The sequence below is a fragment of the Pseudomonas sp. QE6 genome (assembly GCF_041379005.1).
In the GTDB taxonomy this organism is placed as follows: domain Bacteria; phylum Pseudomonadota; class Gammaproteobacteria; order Pseudomonadales; family Pseudomonadaceae; genus Pseudomonas.
In genome coordinates, this window is sequence record NZ_CP166873.1 from 3,196,974 (window position 1) to 3,213,842 (window position 16,869).

The window sequence follows — 16,869 nt, forward strand, 5'->3', positions numbered from 1 at the left end:
CTAGAAATCCACCTCGGCGCTGAAATACAGCAGATGGCGGTCGTCGTAGCGGTTTTCCGGCCAGGTCAGCGGCTCGTCGTCCAGGCGCTGCTGCAGCACGCCCGCCAGCTCCAATGCGGCGGCGCCTAGGGGGATGCGCTTGGCCACGCGCAGGTCCACGCGTTCGAAGCGGTGTTCGTTCAGCGCGTCATCGCCGTAGTAGAACACCGCGCTCGACCAGCCTCGTCCCCAGTCGCGCATCCAGCCCGCCGAGCCGCTGTTGCGGGCGGTGAGGCGCTGGTCGTAGCGGCTGCTGGCGTCGTAGTCGACGTAGGCGTAGGTGAAGCGCAGGCGATCCCGGAGGCTGGCGCGCCAATCCAGTTGGGTCTCGGCGCCGCTGAAGCGGATTTCGTTGTCGTTGCTGGGCTCGAAGTCGGTCAGCTTCAGCGGATCGCTGATCAGGTCGTGGATCTCGTCGTGGTACGCCTTCACGTCCAGCACCAGGCCGATCTCGTCGAACTGCCCGTTGTAGCCTACTTCCCGCGAGCGCATGCGCTCCTGGTCCAGGTCCCCGGGCCCATGGGCCCGGGCGAAATAGTAGGCGGTGTTCTGACCGTAGGGCGCCGGGCTGAGGTGGCGTGCGCGATAGCTCCAGTTCACGTCGTTCTCGTACATGTCCGGCGAACGCACGGCTTCGGAGTACACCGCCCGCAGGCTGTGGCGTGGCGTGATCAGGTAGTTCAGGGCGATACGCGGGCTGACGGAACTGCCGGACGTCTGGTCGTCTTCCAGCATGGCGCCGCCCTGCAGCAGCCAGTGGGGTGTCAGGTGCCATTCCAGCTGGCTGAACAGCCGCCAGATTTCGTTGTTCACCGTACCGTTGAAGTAGGTCTCGGAGGTTGCCTGGTCGTGGCGGTAGCTCATACCGGTGAGCAGCCGCACGCCGTCGGTCAGGCTCAGGGTGTCCTGCATTTCCAGGTCGTAGCGGGTCTCCCGGATGTTCTGGTTCACCCAGCCGCAGGCCGGTGCGCCGGCCCCGCCGACGATCTGCTGCAGCACCTGGTTGGCCAGGGCCTGTTCCTGGGCGGTGCCCTCGGGGATACGCGGCAACGCATCGCCCAGCTTGTTCACATACCTCGGGTTGAGTGCCCACAGCTGCGCCAACTGCGGGCTGAACACGATCTGCGCCTCGCAGGCGCGGAAGTCCTGCAGGCGCTCCCAGTGTTCGGCATAGCCCTGGACGTAGAAGCTGTGCTGCGGATTGGCGTCGAAGGTCCAGCGCATGGACCCGGCGTAGTCGCGGGCGGTCAGGTCGGAGTCGCTGTCGCCGGCGGGGATGCCGTCGAACACCGGGCGGTAGTTGTAGGGCCGCTGGTTGCTGCCTTCCTTCGCGGCGATCTGCCAATCCAGCGTATTGCGCAGGTCGAGGCTGTGGTTGGCCACCAGGTTGAAGCGGGACAGGCGGCGGCCGTCGCGGTAGTCGCGGCCGAACTGGTCGTGGTCGAAGCCATCGTCCGCCTGGCCGGAGAGCGACAGGCGATAGTCGCTGGATTCGCCCCGTAGTCCCTGGCTGGCGTACCAGTCGCGGATGCCGTTCTGCCCGGCGGTGTACTTCAGGCGCGTGCCCTGGCTGTCGGCGGGATGGCGGGTGAGGATGTTGATCACGCCCATCAGCGCGTTGGCGCCGTAGCTCACGGCGTTCGGCCCGCGGAAGACCTCGATGCGATCGATGTCCTCGATGGCCACCGGTATGTCGCTCCAGTCCACCGTGGCCAGGCCCGGACGGTACACCGAACGGCCATCCACCAGCACCTGCAGGCGGCGCGCTTCGGTGACGTTGGTGCCGTGGTAGTTGACCGTGGCCTGGTTGCCGGACAGGTAGCCGACCATCATGCCCGGCACCAGGCGCATCAGCTCGGGGATGTCGCGGGCGCCGGAGGCGCGGATAAGGTCGCGGTCGAGCACCGTCATGCTGCCCGGCACCTCGGCGGGCGACTGCTTCAGCCGGCTGGCGGTGAGCACGTCCGGCACTTCCACGCGGTCGACGAAGAGATCGCCTGCGACTGCCTCGCCAGCCAGCAGGATGGCAAGCAGGGACAGCGGCAGGGGAGCGCGGGGGGAAATCTGCACGGAACGACCTTGTTCTCGATTTCTTCTTGAAGGGTGTCCAATAGACGGATGTTAAACGAGGCGCCGTTGTTTGCCAGTCCTGCGATCCGGACTGGCCGCAGGGCGACAGGGCCTTATAATGCCTCAATCGCCGCCCCGAGGCGGCCCGTGATGGAAAAGACATGACTGAGCAGCAACCGATCGCCGTCCTCGGCGGTGGCAGTTTCGGTACCGCCTTCGCCAATCTGCTGGCGGAGAACGGTCAGCGCGTTCGCCAGTGGATGCGCGACGAGGAACAGGCCGAAGCGATCCGCACCCTGCGGGAGAACCCCCGTTATCTGAAGGGCGTGAAGATTCACGCGGGTGTCGAACCCACCACCGACCTGCCGGCGACCCTGGCCGCGTGCGAAATGATCTTCGTCGCCGTGCCGTCCAGCGCGCTGCGCAAGGTGCTGGAAGGGCGCAGCGAGGAGCTGGCGGGCAAGATGCTGGTCAGCCTGACCAAGGGCATCGAGGCGCAGACTTTCAAGCTGATGAGCCAGATCCTCGAGGAGATTGCGCCGAAATCCCGCATCGCGGTGATCTCCGGACCGAACCTGGCACGCGAGATCGCCGAGCATGAGCTGACCGCCACCGTGGTCGCCAGCGAGGACGAGGAGGTCTGTGAGCGCGTACAGGAAGCGCTGCATGGCCGCACCTTCCGCGTCTACGCCAGTAGCGACCGTTTCGGCGTGGAACTGGGCGGCGCGCTGAAGAACGTCTATGCCATCATCGCCGGCATGGCCGCCGCGCTGGGCATGGGCGAGAACACCAAGGGCATGCTGATCACCCGTGCCCTGGCAGAGATGACCCGCTTCGCCGTCAAGCTGGGCGCCAACCCCATGACCTTCCTCGGCCTCGCCGGGGTGGGCGACCTGATCGTCACCTGTTCGTCACCCAAGAGCCGTAACTATCAGGTGGGCTTCGCCCTGGGCGAAGGCCTCAGCCTGGAAGACGCCGTGGCGCGCATGGGCGAGACCGCCGAGGGCGTGAATACGCTGCGTGTGCTCAAGGCCAAGGCCGACGAGCTGCAGGTCTACATGCCGCTGGTGGCCGGCCTGAACGCCATCCTGTTCGGGGGCCGCACCCTGGCGCAGGTCATCGAGGCGCTGATGAATGGCGAGCCGAAGACCGACGTTGACTTCATTCCCACCACCGGTTTCTGAGAGAGGCAACCCCATGTCCGCTGAGCGTATGGAAAAAGAGTCCCTCATCCTGCGAGTCGTCTGGATGCTGGTGTTCGCCCTGGTCTGGTTCGTCGCCGAGATCCTTCTCGGCGTCGTGGTCGTGGTCCAGCTGATCTACCGGATCATCTACGGAGCCCCGAGCGGCAGCCTGATGGCTTTTGGCGACAGTCTGAGCCAGTACTTCGCGCAGATCGGCCGCTTCGGCACCTTCCAGACCGAGGAAAAGCCCTGGCCGTTCGCCGACTGGCCAGCCGCCCGCGCGCCCGAAGGTGAGCAGCCGCATAGTGTGCCGCCGGTCGAGCATCCGGCGCGCGACGAAGAGCCCAAGCTGTGAAGCTCTGGCTGCTGCGCCACGGTGAGGCCGAACCGCAAGCCCGCCGCGACTCGGAGCGACGCCTGACCGCCCACGGCCGCAAGGAAGTGCTCAAGAGCGCGGCGCAGCTCGCCGGCCAGCCGATCGATGGCATCCTTGCCAGCCCCTACGCGCGGGCCCAGGAAACCGCCGAGCTGATTCGCGAGGCCCTGGGCTTCGACGGCTCCGTCGGTACCGCGCCCTGGCTGACCCCGGACGACGACCCCAGGGACGTCCTGCGTTTCCTCGACGGCCGCGCCGAGCGCAACCTGCTGCTGGTCAGCCACCAGCCGTTGATTGGTTCCCTGGCCGGTCTGCTGGTCCATGGCAGCCGCAACGATGCGGTGCCGTTCAGCACCGCCTCGCTGGCCGAGCTGGAGGGCGAATGCCCGGTGGCGGGGTTGATGGAGCTGGTGTCGCTGCGCCATCCACGGCACAACTGAACGCACCGCTTGCTCCATGAACAAGGCCCCCGGAAGGGGCCTTGTTCATTTCAGCGGATCATCGTCGTCGGTCAGCGCGGGTGGCGGTTTGCGGAAGCGGGCGTCGATGTGGTGTTCCAGCCAGCTGCCGAGGCTGAGGATCAGCAACGTCAGGATCACGCCGAACGCGGCGGTGATGGCATGGCCACTGCCGCAGGCGATGCCGATCATGGACGACACCCAGATGGTCGCGGCGGTGGTCAGGCCTTCCACGCGGTAGCGGTGTTCGTGATGGACGATGACACCGGCGCCGATGAAACCGATGCCGGTCAGCACGCCCTGGACCACCCGGCTGGCGGCGTCGGGGCTGGTCGGGTGCAGCTGCAGGATGACGCCCACCGCCAGCGCGGCGGCCAGGGCGGTCAGGGCGTGGGTGCGCAGGCCGGCGGGGCGGTTGTGCAGTTCGCGGTTGAGGCCGACCAGGCCGCCGCAGACGGTGGCGATCAGCAGGTTCAGCAACAGGTCGAGTTGACCGGGCGGTGTCTGGAAGGCTTCCGGCATGGCGGATATCCGTCGAGGTGTTCCCGAAAGGGTAGTGCGCCTTCGCTCGCCAGGTACTGTCGCCGGGCAAATCGTCGCCGGATGTTTCGCTGAAGATCCTCGTAGTAGAGCGGCTGAATTCGGTCTGAAGGGCGCTCCCTACAAAAGTTCACACGATCAGTCTTGTCTGACGTGTTCGTGCATGGAATATTCGACCAAGCAAGTGCTTGGTTGATCTATCGCTATACCTCTGAGCTACACCTCTGAAAAAGAACAACAAAGGAGGGGCACGTGGTTAAAGCAGTCCGATTACCGCTCGACCTGTTCTATCAGCGCGAGACCCGTCACCCGAACAAGCCTTATCTCGTCCAGCCGCTGGGCGGCGGCGAGGTGGAAACCCTCACCTGGGGCGAAGTGGGCGATCAGGCGCGCCGCGCCGCCGCCTGGTTGCGCAGCCTGCAGTTACCCGCGGGGAGCCGGGTGGCGATCATTTCCAAGAACTGCGCGCACTGGGTCGTCGCCGATATCGCCATCTGGATGGCCGGCCACGTGTCCGTGCCGCTGTATCCCAACCTCACCGCCGATTCCGTGCGCCAGGTGATGACTCATTCCGAGGCGGCGGTGGCCTTCGTCGGCAAGCTGGACGACTGGCCGGCGATGGTCAATGGCATTCCGCCGGGTGTGCCGACCGTGGCGCTGCCGCTGCATCCGCAAGGGCGCTTCGACCATCAGTGGGCCGACCTTCTGAAGCAGCCGCCGCTGCGCGACGATTCGTGTCCGGATGCCGCCTCCCTGGCGACCCTCATCTACACCTCCGGCACCACCGGCACGCCCAAGGGTGTGATGCACACCTTCGGCAACTTCGCCTTCGCCGCCAGCCACGCCATCGAACTGTTCGGGGTCGGGGAGGAGGACCGCCTGCTGTCCTACCTGCCGCTGTGCCACGTGGCCGAGCGCATGTTCGTGGAAATGGCATCGATCTATGCGGGGCAGACGATCTTCTTCGCCGAGAGCCTGGACACCTTCGTCGCCGACATGCGCCGCGCACGGCCCACGGTGTTCTTCGGTGTGCCACGCATCTGGACCAAGTTCCAGATGGGCGTGTTCGCGCAGATGCCGGCGCAGAAACTCGACCGCCTGTTGCGTCTGCCCATCGTCGGGCGCCTGGTCGGCCGCAAGGTGCTCGCCGGCCTCGGCCTGGATGCCGTGCGCTACGCCCTGTGCGGCGCCGCGCCGGTGCCCGAGGCGCTGCTCGACTGGTACAAGCGCCTTGGCCTGAACGTGCTGGAGGTCTATGGCATGACCGAGAACTGCGGCTATTCCCACGTCTGCCGCCCCGGCGAGCAGAGAGCCGGCTGGATTGGCCGCAAAAGCCCCGGCGTGGAGGTCCGTATCAGCGACGAGGGCGAGGTGCAGGTGCGCAGCGGCGCGACCATGCTCGGTTACTACAAGGATCCGGAGCGCACCGACGAGGCGATCACCCGCGACGGGTTCCTGCGCACCGGCGACAAGGGCGAGCAGGATGCGGAGGGCAACCTGCGCCTGACCGGGAGGATCAAGGAAATCTTCAAGACCGCCAAGGGCAAGTACGTGGCGCCGGCGCCCATCGAGAACCGCCTGGCGGTGCATTCGTGCATCGAACAGATCTGCGTGGTCGGCGATGGCCTGATCGCGCCGCTGGGGCTCTGCGTGTTGTCGGAGATCGGCCGGCAGGAAGCGGCCAACGGCGCCCGCGGCGAGCTGGAGCAGAGTCTGAAGGCGCTGCTGGATGAGGTGAACGACGCCCTGGACAAGCACGAGCGGCTGGCCGGGCTGGTGCTGGTCAAGGATGTCTGGACGGTGGACAACGGCTTCCTCACGCCGACCCTGAAGATCAAGCGCAATGTGGTGGAAGGCACCTACGGCCAGCGCTTCAATGAGTGGGCGGAGCGCCGCGAGGCGGTGCAGTGGCATGACTGAACAAGGGGACAGCAATGATCTGGCGTAACACGCCCAATCTGGAAAAGCTCAATGCGAACCTGAAGAACACCATCGGTGAAGTGCTCGACATCCGTTTCGAGGCCTTCGACGACGACTCGATCACCGCCAGCATGGTGGTGGATTCGCGCACCCATCAACCCTATGGCCTGCTGCATGGCGGTGCTTCGGTGGTACTGGCGGAGACCGTCGGCTCCACCGCCAGCTACCAGTGCCTGGATACCAGCCAGTACTACTGCGTTGGTCTGGAAGTGAACGCCAACCATCTGCGCGGCCTGCGCAGCGGGCGGGTGACGGCGGTGGCAAAGGCGGTGCACATAGGTCGCTCCACCCATGTCTGGGAAATCCGTCTGCATGGGGATGACGGCAAGCCGAGCTGCATTTCGCGGTTGACCATGGCCATCGTACCGCTGGAGCGCTGAGTGGTTTGCTTTTTGTAGGAGCGAGCTTGCTCGCGAACCGCCTGATGCCTTGGTGCCCGGCATTGTTCGCGAGCAAGCTCGCTCCTACAGGTCCCGCGCCGTTTGGCACCCGTCGCAATTTTGTCCAAGACCCAGCGTTCCTGCGCCGCTAGAGTAGGCCCATGGAACGCATCGAACATCACAGCAGCGGCTTGCCCGGCGTCCGCTTCATCGACGCCGAGTACCGCCGCTTCGCCTTTCCTCGGCATTTTCATCTCGACTATCACGTCGGGCTGATGCTGGAAGGTCGCCAGCGCTACACCCATCGCGGTGAGCGCTCGCTGGCCGGGAACGGCGACATCCTGTTGATGACTCCCGAGAGCATTCATGACGGCGCCAGCGAGGGTGACGAGGGCTACCGCATCCGCGTGCTGTCCATCGACCCGCAATGGCTGGATGATGCCTGCCGCGCCTTCAGCGACGGCCGCCAGGGCGCACCGCGCCTGACCGCCGCGCAGTTGCGCGACCCGTCGTTGCAGACCGAATTGCTGCGCGCCCATGCCCTCATGCTGGGCGGCGAGCGGCTGGCGCAGGAAGGGCAGCTCTGGCAGGCGCTCGCCGCGCTGCTGGAGCGTGCCTCCAGTTTGCACATTCGCGAGCCGGGACAGGGCTTCGATGCCCTGACCTGGGCGCGCATTCGCGAATGGCTGGAGTCGCGCCTGGAGACGCCGCCGACGCTGGAGGAGATCGCCGAATTCTGCGACCTCAGCCCCTGGCAGGTGCTACGTCGCTTCCGCCACCAGTGCGGGCTACCGCCGCACCAGTGGCTGACCCAGCTGCGCCTTGAGCGCGCCTTGCCACGGGTGATCAAGGGCCAGCCCTTGTCGGAAATCGCCCTGAGCCTCGGCTTCTACGACCAGGCCCACTTCAGCCGCCTGTTCCGCCGCACCTACGGATTGCCGCCCGCGCGACTGCGCCAGCGCTGATCGCTCGATTCCTCACCTCGTTTCCTTTCCCACTGGAGAATCCCGCCATGCAGGAGGTTCACGTCTTGCTCATGCTCACCGCCGTGTTCGCCGTCGCCCTGGTCAGCCCCGGGCCGGACGTCGCGCTGGTGGTGCGCACCGCCCTGCACCAGGGGCGTCGCGCCGGGGTGCTCAGCGCCCTGGGGCTGGCCTGCGGCATCCTGGTTCACGGCACGCTGGTGTTGACCGGCGTGTCGCTGCTGCTCAGCCGGTCGCCACTGCTGTTCAGTGCGCTGCAACTGGTGGGCGCGGCCTATCTCGGCTGGCTGGGCATCGGCGCGCTGCGCGCCTTGCGCCAGCCCGGCGGGGCAGGGCGGATCGATGGTGAACTGACGGATTCGAAACTCGGGCCCTGGTTGCGCGGGTTGGCCACCAACCTGTTCAACCCCAAGGCGCTGGTGTTCTTCCTCGCGCTGCTCAGCAGCCTGATCCCGGCGGACATGTCCGCACCGGGCAAGGTTGCGGTGGCGGTGATGCTGTTCGGCACCGGTTTCGCCTGGTTCAGCCTGCTCAGCGTGATCCTGACCCGCCCGCTGTGGCAGCGACGGCTGCTGCGCGCCGTGCCGGTGATCGACGGCGCCTGCGCGTTGGTGTTCCTGCTGGTGGCGGGAGGGATTCTGTTCCGCGTGGTCAATCACGCGGTGCAGTGGGTTTGAGGCGGAACGGCGGATAATGCGTTCCGCGTTATGCGCCCTACGAAAAGCTCCATGTAGGGCGGATAACCATTGACGGTTATCCGCCGAAGTCGTGCTGCTCGAAGCGCAGAGCAGGGCAAATCCGCCGGAGCGCCATGGACTTTGGCCGTAGTGCCGTCATTCCCGGCAGCGCGGGTCATTGCCGCGTTTTCTGTGCTGTCGGAAAATCCCGACTGTTATTCCCCAGAGTTCGCCGACATGTCGCAATCGGTCTTCTTTGCCCACGCCAACGGCTTTCCGTCGGGCACCTACAGCAAACTGTTCGACGCCCTGGAGCCGGACTACCGGGTTCATCGGCTGGACATGCACGGCCACGACCCGCGCTTCCCGGTGAACGCCAACTGGGAGAACCTGGTGGAGGAGCTGCTGCATTACCATGCGGCGCTGCGCCGCCCGGAGCTGTACCGGGGCGTGGTGATGCTCGATTCGCCCTTGCTGACCGTCGCCGATCAACTGGTGATCCGCGTCGCCAAGCGTTTCGGTTTCATCGATCGGCTGACACCCGCCGGCCGTACCCTCGGTCGCCGCGAGGATTTTGAAGACTTCGCCGAGGCGCTGGAATACTTCGCTGGCAAGCCGCTGTTCAAGCGCTTCGACCGTGACTGCCTGGAGGCCTACGTGCGCCACGGGCTGGCGCCGGCGGACGCACGGGGCCTGCGGCTCAAGTTCGACCCGGCCACGGAAATCTCTATCTACCGCAATGTGCCGCACACCGCTCCGGGACGGGCCAGGCAACTGGCCGTGCCGCTGACCCTGGTGCGCGGCCGCCACAGCCGCGTGGTGCTGCCGCATCATGCGCGGTTGGTGAGCCACATTCCGCAGGGGGAGAGTCTGTCGCTGCCGGGCGGGCACATGTTCCCGCTGGAGCGCCCGCAGGACACCGCCGCATTGCTCAAGACCGTATTCGCCCGCTGGCAACAGCGCGAAAGCCATAAGGAATCGCCATGACCGCCCACGTCCAGGAAATCCGCCTGAACCTGCCGCACATCGAACTGGCGGCGCACCTGTTCGGCCCGGAAGACGGCCGCCCGGTGATCGCCCTGCACGGTTGGCTGGATAACGCCATGAGCTTCGCCCGCCTGGCGCCGAAGCTGCCCGGCCTGCGCATCCTCGCCCTTGACTTCGCCGGCCACGGCCTCTCGGCGCACCGAGCGCCGGGTGCCAGCTATCTGTTGTGGGACTACGCCCTGGACGTGCTGATGGTGGCCGACCAGATGGGTTGGGAGCGCTTCACCCTGCTCGGGCACTCCATGGGCGCCATCGTCTCGGTGCTGCTGGCCGGCGCCATGCCCGAGCGCATCGAGCGTCTGGCGCTGATCGACGGCCTGGTGCCCTACACCGGCGAGGCGGAAACCTCGCCGCAGAAACTGGGCGAGGCACTGCGCGCGCAAATCGCGCTGTCGAACAAGCGCAAGCCGGTGTACGAGGCGATCGACCGTGCCGTGGAAGCGCGCATGAAGGGGGTTGGCGCGGTCAGCCGCGAAGCGGCGGAACTGCTGGCTTCCCGTGGCCTGATGCCGGTGCCCGGCGGTTACACCTGGCGCAGCGATGCGCGCCTGACCCTGCCATCACCGCTGCGCCTGACGCGCGCCCACGCGCGGCAGTTCGTCCAGGCCATCCAGTGCCCGACCAGCCTGGTGCTGGCGCAACAGGGGCTGCTGATGGCGGAGCCGGCGACCCACGAGTTGCTCAAGGATCGCCCCATCGAGGTCCACGCACTGCCCGGTCAGCACCACCTGCACCTGGATGACGAGGCCGGCGCCGAGGCGGTGGCGGCCCTGTTCCGGCCCTTCCTGCTGGGGTAAGCGCCTGTTCAAGGTCCCGCCGAGCGCAGCGCAGGCAGACATCGAGCAGACGCTGAGGGAAACACCCGGTAGCGCCCTTTGGCTTGACTAAACCGGGGCCTGCCGCGAGTCTGCACGGATCGCTTCAGGGAGATTGTGCATGCTCGACATCCAAACCGCCGCGCGCCCGTGCTGCAAAGGGACTTTCCAGGCCGACGCGCAGAGGACCCGGATGCCACGGCTGCTGCACTCCCTGTTGTTTGGCGGTCTGCTCGCCGCCAGCACCGGCGGTTTCGCCGCCGACCTGCCTGACAGCCACGACCTTGAAATCCTGCCGCGCTTCCCGCGCTCGGAAATCGTCGATTTCAACCAGGCGGCCAGCCAGGAGCGGAGCTACCCGCAGGGTTCGATCAGCCGTATCAGCGGACGCCTGCGCATGGAAGGGGAAGTGCGCGCCCTCGGCAACCTCACTGCCGTGACCTACCGCCTGCCCGACGAGGATTCCAGCCAGAGCGCCTTCGCCGCCGCGCGCAAGGACCTGCTCAAGGCCGATGCCACGCCGCTGTTCTGGTGCGAAAGCCGTGACTGCGGCTCCAGCAACCTGCTGGCCAATGCGGTGTTCGGCAACTCCAAGCTCTTCGGTCCGGACGACCAGCAGGCCTACCTGCTGGTGCGCCTCGCGGCGCCCCACGAGAACAGCCTGCTGGCCGTCTATACCATCACCCGCGGCAACCGCCGCGCCTACCTGCACGCCGAACAGCTGGACAGCGGCACTGCCCTCGGCGAACTGCTGCCCAGCCCGTCCACCCTGATGCGCCTGCTCAAGGCCAACGGCGAGCTGACCCTGAGTCATGTTCCCGAGCAACCCGGCGGCGCCTGGCTCGACCTGCTGGTGCGCACCCTGCGCCTGGACACCGGCGTGCGCGTCGAGCTGGCCGGCAGGCACGCCGGCGACTGGCGCACCGCGCTGACTGCCCAGGGCGTGCTCGATGCGCGCCTGGAGCAGGGCAAGGACGACAGCGACGGCCTGCACCTGACCTGGCTGCGCTGATTCGCCTACGCTGAAGTCTGACGCTCTGGAAAGGGCGTCTCACCGTTCCCGATATCCCGGAGTCCCGATGTTCGACAATGATCGCCTGCTGCTGCGCCTGCTGCTCCTGGTCCTGCTCGCCGCCAGCGTATGGGTGCTGCTGCCGTTCTGGTCGGCGCTGGTCTGGGCGGCGGTGCTGGCCTTCGCCAGTTGGCCGCTGATGCGTCTGCTCACCCAGTTGCTGCGTGGCCGGGAAGCCGCCGCCGCCGGCCTGCTCACCTTCTGCTGGATCGTGCTGGTGGCGTTGCCGCTGGTGTGGCTGGGCTTCGGCCTGGTTGACCGGGTGCGCGAGGGGGTCGAACTGGTGAAGAACCTGCAGGTTTCCGGCCTGCCGCCACCGCCGGCCTGGATGGCGCGCGTTCCCCTGGTCGGCGATCGCCTGATCGGCTGGTGGTACCAGGCCGATCAGCAGGGCGTGGCGATGTTCTCCGCGCTCAAGCCGTACATGGGCGAGGTCGGCAACTGGGTGCTGGCGCGCAGCGCCAAGCTCGGCACGGGGATCTTCGAGCTGGTGCTGAGTCTGGTGCTGATCTTCTTCTTCTACCGCGACGGCCTGCGCCTGCAGGCCTTCGCCCACGCCATGCTGCAGCGCCTGATCGGCAATGCGGCTTCGCAGTACATGGAGATCATCGCCGGCACCGTGCAGCGTGTGGTCAACGGAGTGATCGGCACCGCCGCCGCGCAGGCGGTGCTGGCTACCATCGGCTTCCTTATCGCCGGCGTGCCCGGGGCCTTCGTGCTGGGGCTGTTGACCTTCGTCTGCAGCCTGCTGATGGTCCCGCCGCTGATCTGGGGGCCGGCGACGATCTGGCTGTTCTACCAGGAGAGCTACGGCTATGCGGTGTTCATGGCGATCTGGGGGTTCTTCGTCATCAGCGGCGTGGACAACATCCTCAAGCCGTACCTGATCAGCCGTGGCGGCAACCTGCCGCTGGTGGTGGTGCTGCTGGGGGTGCTGGGTGGGTTGCTCAGCTTCGGCTTCATCGGCCTGTTCCTGGGACCGGTGCTGCTGGCGGTGATGTACAACCTGATCAGTGCCTGGATCGACAGTTCGAATCGATTGCCGCCGGCGGTTTGAGAGGCGGTGCGGCGCCCTGTGCGGGTCGCTGTCTTGCAGTGCTACCTAGTAGGAGCGGACAAAGTCCGCTCCTCCAGGGAAACTCCGTGCGCAGGAGCAGACTCCGGCGCGATCAGCCAAGGTTCACGAGCGAAGCGCCAGCCACCTCAGACATGCTCGCTCTTCACCCGCACCAATCGGTCCCGCCCGGCCCCCAGGCCGAAGCCGATCGCCCCGACCGAGACCACCACGAAGATCACCCCGGATGCGCTCCAGCCGCCGGTGATGTCATGCACCACGCCGACCAGGAAGGGCCCGCAGGCCGCCAGGGTGTAGCCCACGCCCTGGGCCATGCCGGAGAGGCTGGAGGCGACGTGGGAGTCCGGCGAGCGCAGCACGATCAGCGCCAGGGCGATGGCGAAGGTCGCGCCCTGGCCGAGGCCGAGCACCACCGCCCAGCCCCAGATGCCCGACAGCGGCGCGTAGAGCAGGCCGAGCAGGCCCGCCAGGGTCAGGCTCATGACGATCACCACCGCCAGGCGCTGGTCCTTGCCGCGGGTTGCCAGCCAGGGGCCGGCCAGCGCGCTGAACAGCTGCACCATCACCGAGCCGGACAGCACCAGACCGGCTTCGGTGGGGCTCAGGCCGCGGTCGATTAGGATCGACGGCACCCAGCCGAAGACGATGTAGGCCAGTGACGACTGCAGCCCCATGTACAGGGTGACCTGCCAGGCCAGCGAATCGCGCCACAGGCCTTTCACCTTGTACACCGCACGGTGGGCGTGGTGGTTCTGTCGGGTCTGCGGCAGCCAGACCAGCGCGGCGACTACCGCCGGCAACGCCCAGAAGGCGAGCGCCAGTTGCCAACTGTCGCCCATCAGCCCGGCCAGCGGCACGGTGGCGCCGGCGGCGGTGGCGGCGCCCAGGCACAGCGCCATGGTGTAGACGCCGGTCATGGTCCCGGCGATGTGCGGGAAGTCGCGCTTGACGATGCCCGGCAGCAGCACGCCGATGATGCCGATGCTGGCGCCGGCCACCAGGCTGCCGAGGAACAGCCCGGCCACCGGGAACAGGCTGCGCAGCACGATGCCGGCGGCCAGGCTGAGCAGGATCAGCAGCACCGTACGCTCGGCGCCGAGGCGGCGGGCGAGCATCGGCGCCAGCGGCGCGAACAGGCCCAGGCAGAGCACCGGCAGGGTGGTCAGCAGGCCGGCGGAGGCCGCCGACAGGCCGGTGCCGTCGCGGACGGTGTTGAGCAGCGGGGCGAGGCTGGACAGCGCCGGGCGCAGGTTCAGCGCCACCAGCACCAGACCCAGGAGCAGCAGCCAGGGGCGTGCTGGGTGTGCCGGGGGCGTCGGTTCGTCATTGGCTTCGGCGTCGAGCAGCAGCTCCTCCGGCGGGCAAGAGCGCTTGTGTTCGGCGTCACGTGGATCGTGGGGCAGGGACATGGTGGGCATTCCGGCAAAAGACAAAAAAGTCAGATCAGCAGGGCGCGATTGGCGCGGGCGGCAGCCTCGGCATCGCCGTGCTCGATGGCGTCGAGCAGCTCGCGGTGCAGTTCGAAGCTCGGCTGCGGTCGGCTGGGGTCGCCGATGGTGCGCTCGAGGCCGGCGCGGATCACCTGCGAGAAGTAGCGGTACAGCTCGCTGAGCACCGGGTTGTGGGCGCTGTCCACCACGCGTTGGTGGAAGATCAGGTCATGGGCGATGTAGTCGTCCAGGGCGCCGCCATGGCGAATGGCGGAGGCCTCCAGGGCCTCGCGCAGGGCCAGGATGTCCGTCTCGGTGCGGCGCTCGGCGGCCAGCCGGCTGGCTTCCACCTCGATGATGCCGCGCGCTTCCAGGGCCTGTTCCACCGAGCTGCGTGCCAGCACCAGCATGGTGTCCAGCGGATTGGCGCAGGCACGCACGTAGGTGCCGTCGCCCTGGCGCACTTCCAGCACGCCGGAGAAGGTCAGCACCCGCACCGCTTCGCGCACGGTGTTGCGGCTGATGCCGAGGGATTCGGCCAGTTCGGGTTCCGGCGGCAGGCGCTGGCCCAGGGGCCAGGTGCCGTCGTCGATACGCAGGCGGATCTGCTCGAGGGCGATATCCACCAGCGAGCGCTTCTGAATGGGGCTGGGCATGGAAACATCCAATCATCGGATGAATTTGTAAGAGGCAAGCCTAGGGCATGACCGGGGCGGGTTGCAAACCGGGGAGGCCGCCGGGATGTGTGCCCCGACGGCCGATTTTGCCGCGCGGATCAGGCGGCGAGGTTCACCCAAAAGGGCCTCTCCAGCGGTTTTTTACGTTTTCTTTATGCCCCGCCGGCACCTCGCGAATCGCTCCTTTACGCCTTCCGTACGGAAAATTTCCATCAAGCGGCAAAAGCCGCGCAAAGCGATGGAGTCGCCCGCGTGAGGAGAGAGAAATCATGAGCGTGCTCGACGGTGTGTCCCTGGTCCTGGCCACGGCACTGTTCATTTATCTGCTGGTGGCGCTGCTGCGCGCCGACCGTTCCTAGGAGACGTCATGAACAGTCATGACATTCTGCTGATTGTCGCCTTCCTGGCGCTGGTGCTGGTGCCGGCACCCTTCCTCGGGCGTTTCTACTACAAGGTGATGGAAGGGCAGCGTACTTTCCTCAGTCCGATATTCCTTCCGGTGGAGCGGGTGATTTATCGCGTCTGCGGCATCCACCCCGAGGACGAACAGGACTGGAAGAGCTACACCGTCGCGCTGCTGGCATTCAACCTCGCTGGCCTTGTGTTGCTGTTCGCCATCCTCATGCTGCAGGGCGCGCTGCCGCTCAATCCGCAGCACCTGCCGGGCCTGGAATGGACCCTGGCGTTCAACACCGCGGTGAGCTTCGTTACCAACACCAACTGGCAGGCCTACAGCGGCGAGGCGTCGCTCAGCTACCTGAGTCAGATGCTCGGCCTGAGCGTGCAGAACTTCGTCAGCGCCGCCGTCGGCCTGGCCGTGCTGGTGGCGCTGGCCCGTGGCATCGCGCGCAAGTCGACGAACAATCTGGGCAACTTCTGGGTCGACCTGACCCGCGCCACCCTCTACGGGCTGATTCCGCTGTGCCTGCTGCTGGCGCTGCTGCTGGTCTGGCAGGGCGTGCCGCAGACCTTCCTCGACTATGCCCACGCGCTGACCGTGCAGGGGACCGACCAGACCATCCCGTTGGGCCCGGCAGCCAGCCAGATCGCCATCAAGCAGCTGGGCACCAACGGCGGCGGCTTCTTCGGCGTGAACTCGGCGCACCCGTTCGAGAACCCGACCATCTGGAGCAACCTGTTCGAGGTCGCCTCGATCATCCTGATCCCGGCGGCGCTGGTGTTCACCTTCGGCCACTACGTGAAGGACCTGCGTCAGAGCCGCGCCATCCTCGCCTGCATGCTGGTGCTGTTCACCCTGGGCCTGGGGGTGTCGCTATGGGCCGAATACCAGCCCAATCCGGCGCTCAGCACGCTACCGGTGGAGCAGGCCGCGCCGCTGGAAGGCAAGGAAAGCCGCTTCGGCACTACCGCCAGTGTGCTCTGGGCGGTCACCACCACCTCGGCCTCGAACGGCTCGGTGAACGCCATGCATGACAGCCTCAACCCGCTGTCGGGCATGATGGCGATGATCAACATGATGCTCGGCGAGGTGATCTTCGGCGGTGTCGGCGCGGGACTCTACGGCATGCTGCTGTTCGTCCTGATCGCGGTGTTCCTTGCCGGGCTGATGGTCGGCCGCACGCCGGAATACCTGGGCAAGAAGCTCGAAGCCCGCGAAGTCCGCCTGCTGGTGGCAACCCTGCTGGTGATGCCGGTGGGCGTGCTGGTGCTCGGCGCCATCGCCGCCAGCCTGCCGGTTCCGGCATCCGCAGTGACCAATCCCGGGCCGCATGGTTTCAGCCAGCTGCTATACGCCTACACCTCGGGCACCGCGAACAACGGTTCGGCCTTCGCCGGCTTCGGCGCCAATACGCCGTTCCACAACCTGATGATCGCCCTGGCCATGCTGATTGGCCGCTTCGGCTACATCCTGCCGGTGCTGGCGATCGCCGGCAGCCTGGCGGCGAAGAAGGCCACCCCGGTCGGTCCCAACAGCTTCCCGACCCACGGCCTGCTGTTCGTCAGCCTGCTGACCGCGACCATCCTGCTGGTCGGCGGCCTGAACTTCCTGCCGACCCTGGTGCTTGGCCCGGTGGCCGATCACCTGACGCTCGGTTTCTGAGGAG

General features: G+C 66.8%; 17 protein-coding genes. 13 read left to right on the plus strand and 4 right to left on the minus strand.

Going from position 1 to position 16,869, the window contains the following annotated elements; all coding sequences use genetic code 11:
- Positions 1 to 2,109, minus strand: coding sequence for a TonB-dependent receptor plug domain-containing protein (locus tag ACAW63_RS14875; protein WP_371226357.1), 2,109 nt, complete (start codon positions 2,107 to 2,109; stop codon positions 1 to 3).
- 161 nt (positions 2,110 to 2,270) lie between these two features.
- Here ACAW63_RS14875 and ACAW63_RS14880 point away from each other — a divergent pair, with 161 nt between their 5' ends.
- Genes ACAW63_RS14880 through sixA form a run of 3 tightly spaced genes read left to right on the plus strand, consistent with a single transcriptional unit; the run spans position 2,271 to position 4,109 of the window.
- Positions 2,271 to 3,293: an NAD(P)H-dependent glycerol-3-phosphate dehydrogenase gene (locus ACAW63_RS14880; RefSeq protein ID WP_275607829.1), complete on the plus strand. Its 1,023-nt coding sequence runs from the start codon at positions 2,271 to 2,273 to the stop codon at positions 3,291 to 3,293.
- 13 nt (positions 3,294 to 3,306) lie between these two features.
- The gene (locus tag ACAW63_RS14885; protein WP_371226359.1) at positions 3,307 to 3,648 is read left to right on the plus strand and encodes a DUF4389 domain-containing protein; all 342 of its coding nucleotides are present in this window, start codon (positions 3,307 to 3,309) and stop codon (positions 3,646 to 3,648) included.
- Positions 3,645 to 4,109: a phosphohistidine phosphatase SixA gene (gene sixA, locus ACAW63_RS14890; RefSeq protein WP_371226361.1), complete on the plus strand. Its 465-nt coding sequence runs from the start codon at positions 3,645 to 3,647 to the stop codon at positions 4,107 to 4,109. The genes ACAW63_RS14885 and sixA overlap by 4 nt, the downstream gene beginning before the upstream one ends.
- A 45-nt stretch (positions 4,110 to 4,154) precedes the next feature.
- Here the strand turns inward: sixA and ACAW63_RS14895 are convergent, their stop codons facing one another.
- Positions 4,155 to 4,649 carry an MgtC/SapB family protein gene (locus tag ACAW63_RS14895; RefSeq protein WP_371226363.1) on the minus strand — a complete coding sequence of 165 codons (495 nt, stop codon included), beginning with the start codon at positions 4,647 to 4,649 and terminating at the stop codon, positions 4,155 to 4,157.
- Between the two features lie 270 nt (positions 4,650 to 4,919).
- On the opposite strand from ACAW63_RS14895, the gene ACAW63_RS14900 reads away from it, so the two are divergent.
- From ACAW63_RS14900 to ACAW63_RS14935, 8 genes are all read left to right on the plus strand, one after another.
- A complete protein-coding gene (locus ACAW63_RS14900; RefSeq protein ID WP_371226365.1) occupies positions 4,920 to 6,587 on the plus strand; it encodes an AMP-binding protein in 1,668 nt (555 codons plus the stop codon).
- A gap of 14 nt (positions 6,588 to 6,601) precedes the next feature.
- Positions 6,602 to 7,027 carry a hotdog fold thioesterase gene (locus ACAW63_RS14905; protein WP_275607824.1) on the plus strand — a complete coding sequence of 142 codons (426 nt, stop codon included), beginning with the start codon at positions 6,602 to 6,604 and terminating at the stop codon, positions 7,025 to 7,027.
- Between the two features lie 161 nt (positions 7,028 to 7,188).
- Complete coding sequence (locus tag ACAW63_RS14910) at positions 7,189 to 7,992, plus strand: AraC family ligand binding domain-containing protein (protein ID WP_371226368.1); 804 nt, start codon at positions 7,189 to 7,191, stop codon at positions 7,990 to 7,992.
- Positions 7,993 to 8,039: 47 nt separating this feature from the next.
- Positions 8,040 to 8,687 carry a LysE family translocator gene (locus tag ACAW63_RS14915; protein WP_371226370.1) on the plus strand — a complete coding sequence of 216 codons (648 nt, stop codon included), beginning with the start codon at positions 8,040 to 8,042 and terminating at the stop codon, positions 8,685 to 8,687.
- Positions 8,688 to 8,924: 237 nt separating this feature from the next.
- Positions 8,925 to 9,674 carry an alpha/beta fold hydrolase gene (locus ACAW63_RS14920; protein ID WP_371226372.1) on the plus strand — a complete coding sequence of 250 codons (750 nt, stop codon included), beginning with the start codon at positions 8,925 to 8,927 and terminating at the stop codon, positions 9,672 to 9,674.
- Complete coding sequence (locus tag ACAW63_RS14925) at positions 9,671 to 10,531, plus strand: alpha/beta fold hydrolase (RefSeq protein ID WP_275607820.1); 861 nt, start codon at positions 9,671 to 9,673, stop codon at positions 10,529 to 10,531. The genes ACAW63_RS14920 and ACAW63_RS14925 overlap by 4 nt, the downstream gene beginning before the upstream one ends.
- A gap of 211 nt (positions 10,532 to 10,742) precedes the next feature.
- On the plus strand, positions 10,743 to 11,561 hold the full coding sequence (locus ACAW63_RS14930) for a DUF4892 domain-containing protein (protein WP_371234679.1): 819 nt from the start codon (positions 10,743 to 10,745) through the stop codon (positions 11,559 to 11,561).
- A gap of 67 nt (positions 11,562 to 11,628) precedes the next feature.
- Positions 11,629 to 12,678 carry an AI-2E family transporter gene (locus ACAW63_RS14935; protein WP_371226374.1) on the plus strand — a complete coding sequence of 350 codons (1,050 nt, stop codon included), beginning with the start codon at positions 11,629 to 11,631 and terminating at the stop codon, positions 12,676 to 12,678.
- Between the two features lie 146 nt (positions 12,679 to 12,824).
- Here the strand turns inward: ACAW63_RS14935 and ACAW63_RS14940 are convergent, their stop codons facing one another.
- Together ACAW63_RS14940 and ACAW63_RS14945 are read right to left on the minus strand one after the other, a co-directional pair.
- Entirely contained in the window at positions 12,825 to 14,105 is a 1,281-nt protein-coding gene (locus ACAW63_RS14940) for a CynX/NimT family MFS transporter (RefSeq protein ID WP_371226376.1), read from the minus strand.
- A 29-nt stretch (positions 14,106 to 14,134) separates the two neighbouring features.
- On the minus strand, positions 14,135 to 14,782 hold the full coding sequence (locus tag ACAW63_RS14945) for a FadR/GntR family transcriptional regulator (RefSeq protein ID WP_371226378.1): 648 nt from the start codon (positions 14,780 to 14,782) through the stop codon (positions 14,135 to 14,137).
- Positions 14,783 to 15,072: 290 nt separating this feature from the next.
- Here ACAW63_RS14945 and kdpF point away from each other — a divergent pair, with 290 nt between their 5' ends.
- Together kdpF and kdpA are read left to right on the plus strand one after the other, a co-directional pair.
- The gene (gene kdpF, locus ACAW63_RS14950; RefSeq protein WP_090262021.1) at positions 15,073 to 15,162 is read left to right on the plus strand and encodes a K(+)-transporting ATPase subunit F; all 90 of its coding nucleotides are present in this window, start codon (positions 15,073 to 15,075) and stop codon (positions 15,160 to 15,162) included.
- An 8-nt stretch (positions 15,163 to 15,170) separates the two neighbouring features.
- Complete coding sequence (gene kdpA / locus ACAW63_RS14955; protein ID WP_371226379.1) at positions 15,171 to 16,865, plus strand: potassium-transporting ATPase subunit KdpA; 1,695 nt, start codon at positions 15,171 to 15,173, stop codon at positions 16,863 to 16,865.
- Positions 16,866 to 16,869: the final 4 nt, after the last annotated feature.

Excerpts from the sequence above, each read along its gene's own strand:
- ACAW63_RS14945 (WP_371226378.1), bottom strand. The coding sequence starts at position 14,782 with ATGCCCAGCCCCATTCAGAAGCGCTCGCTGGTGGATATCGCCCTCGAG.
- ACAW63_RS14910 (WP_371226368.1), top strand. The coding sequence starts at position 7,189 with ATGGAACGCATCGAACATCACAGCAGCGGCTTGCCCGGCGTCCGCTTC.
- ACAW63_RS14885 (WP_371226359.1), top strand. The coding sequence starts at position 3,307 with ATGTCCGCTGAGCGTATGGAAAAAGAGTCCCTCATCCTGCGAGTCGTC.
- ACAW63_RS14920 (WP_371226372.1), top strand. The coding sequence starts at position 8,925 with ATGTCGCAATCGGTCTTCTTTGCCCACGCCAACGGCTTTCCGTCGGGC.
- ACAW63_RS14915 (WP_371226370.1), top strand. The coding sequence starts at position 8,040 with ATGCAGGAGGTTCACGTCTTGCTCATGCTCACCGCCGTGTTCGCCGTC.
- ACAW63_RS14925 (WP_275607820.1), top strand. The coding sequence starts at position 9,671 with ATGACCGCCCACGTCCAGGAAATCCGCCTGAACCTGCCGCACATCGAA.
- ACAW63_RS14930 (WP_371234679.1), top strand. The coding sequence starts at position 10,743 with ATGCCACGGCTGCTGCACTCCCTGTTGTTTGGCGGTCTGCTCGCCGCC.
- ACAW63_RS14905 (WP_275607824.1), top strand. The coding sequence starts at position 6,602 with ATGATCTGGCGTAACACGCCCAATCTGGAAAAGCTCAATGCGAACCTG.
- kdpF (WP_090262021.1), top strand. The coding sequence starts at position 15,073 with ATGAGCGTGCTCGACGGTGTGTCCCTGGTCCTGGCCACGGCACTGTTC.
- ACAW63_RS14880 (WP_275607829.1), top strand. The coding sequence starts at position 2,271 with ATGACTGAGCAGCAACCGATCGCCGTCCTCGGCGGTGGCAGTTTCGGT.
- ACAW63_RS14940 (WP_371226376.1), bottom strand. The coding sequence starts at position 14,105 with ATGTCCCTGCCCCACGATCCACGTGACGCCGAACACAAGCGCTCTTGC.
- kdpA (WP_371226379.1), top strand. The coding sequence starts at position 15,171 with ATGAACAGTCATGACATTCTGCTGATTGTCGCCTTCCTGGCGCTGGTG.
- ACAW63_RS14895 (WP_371226363.1), bottom strand. The coding sequence starts at position 4,649 with ATGCCGGAAGCCTTCCAGACACCGCCCGGTCAACTCGACCTGTTGCTG.
- ACAW63_RS14935 (WP_371226374.1), top strand. The coding sequence starts at position 11,629 with ATGTTCGACAATGATCGCCTGCTGCTGCGCCTGCTGCTCCTGGTCCTG.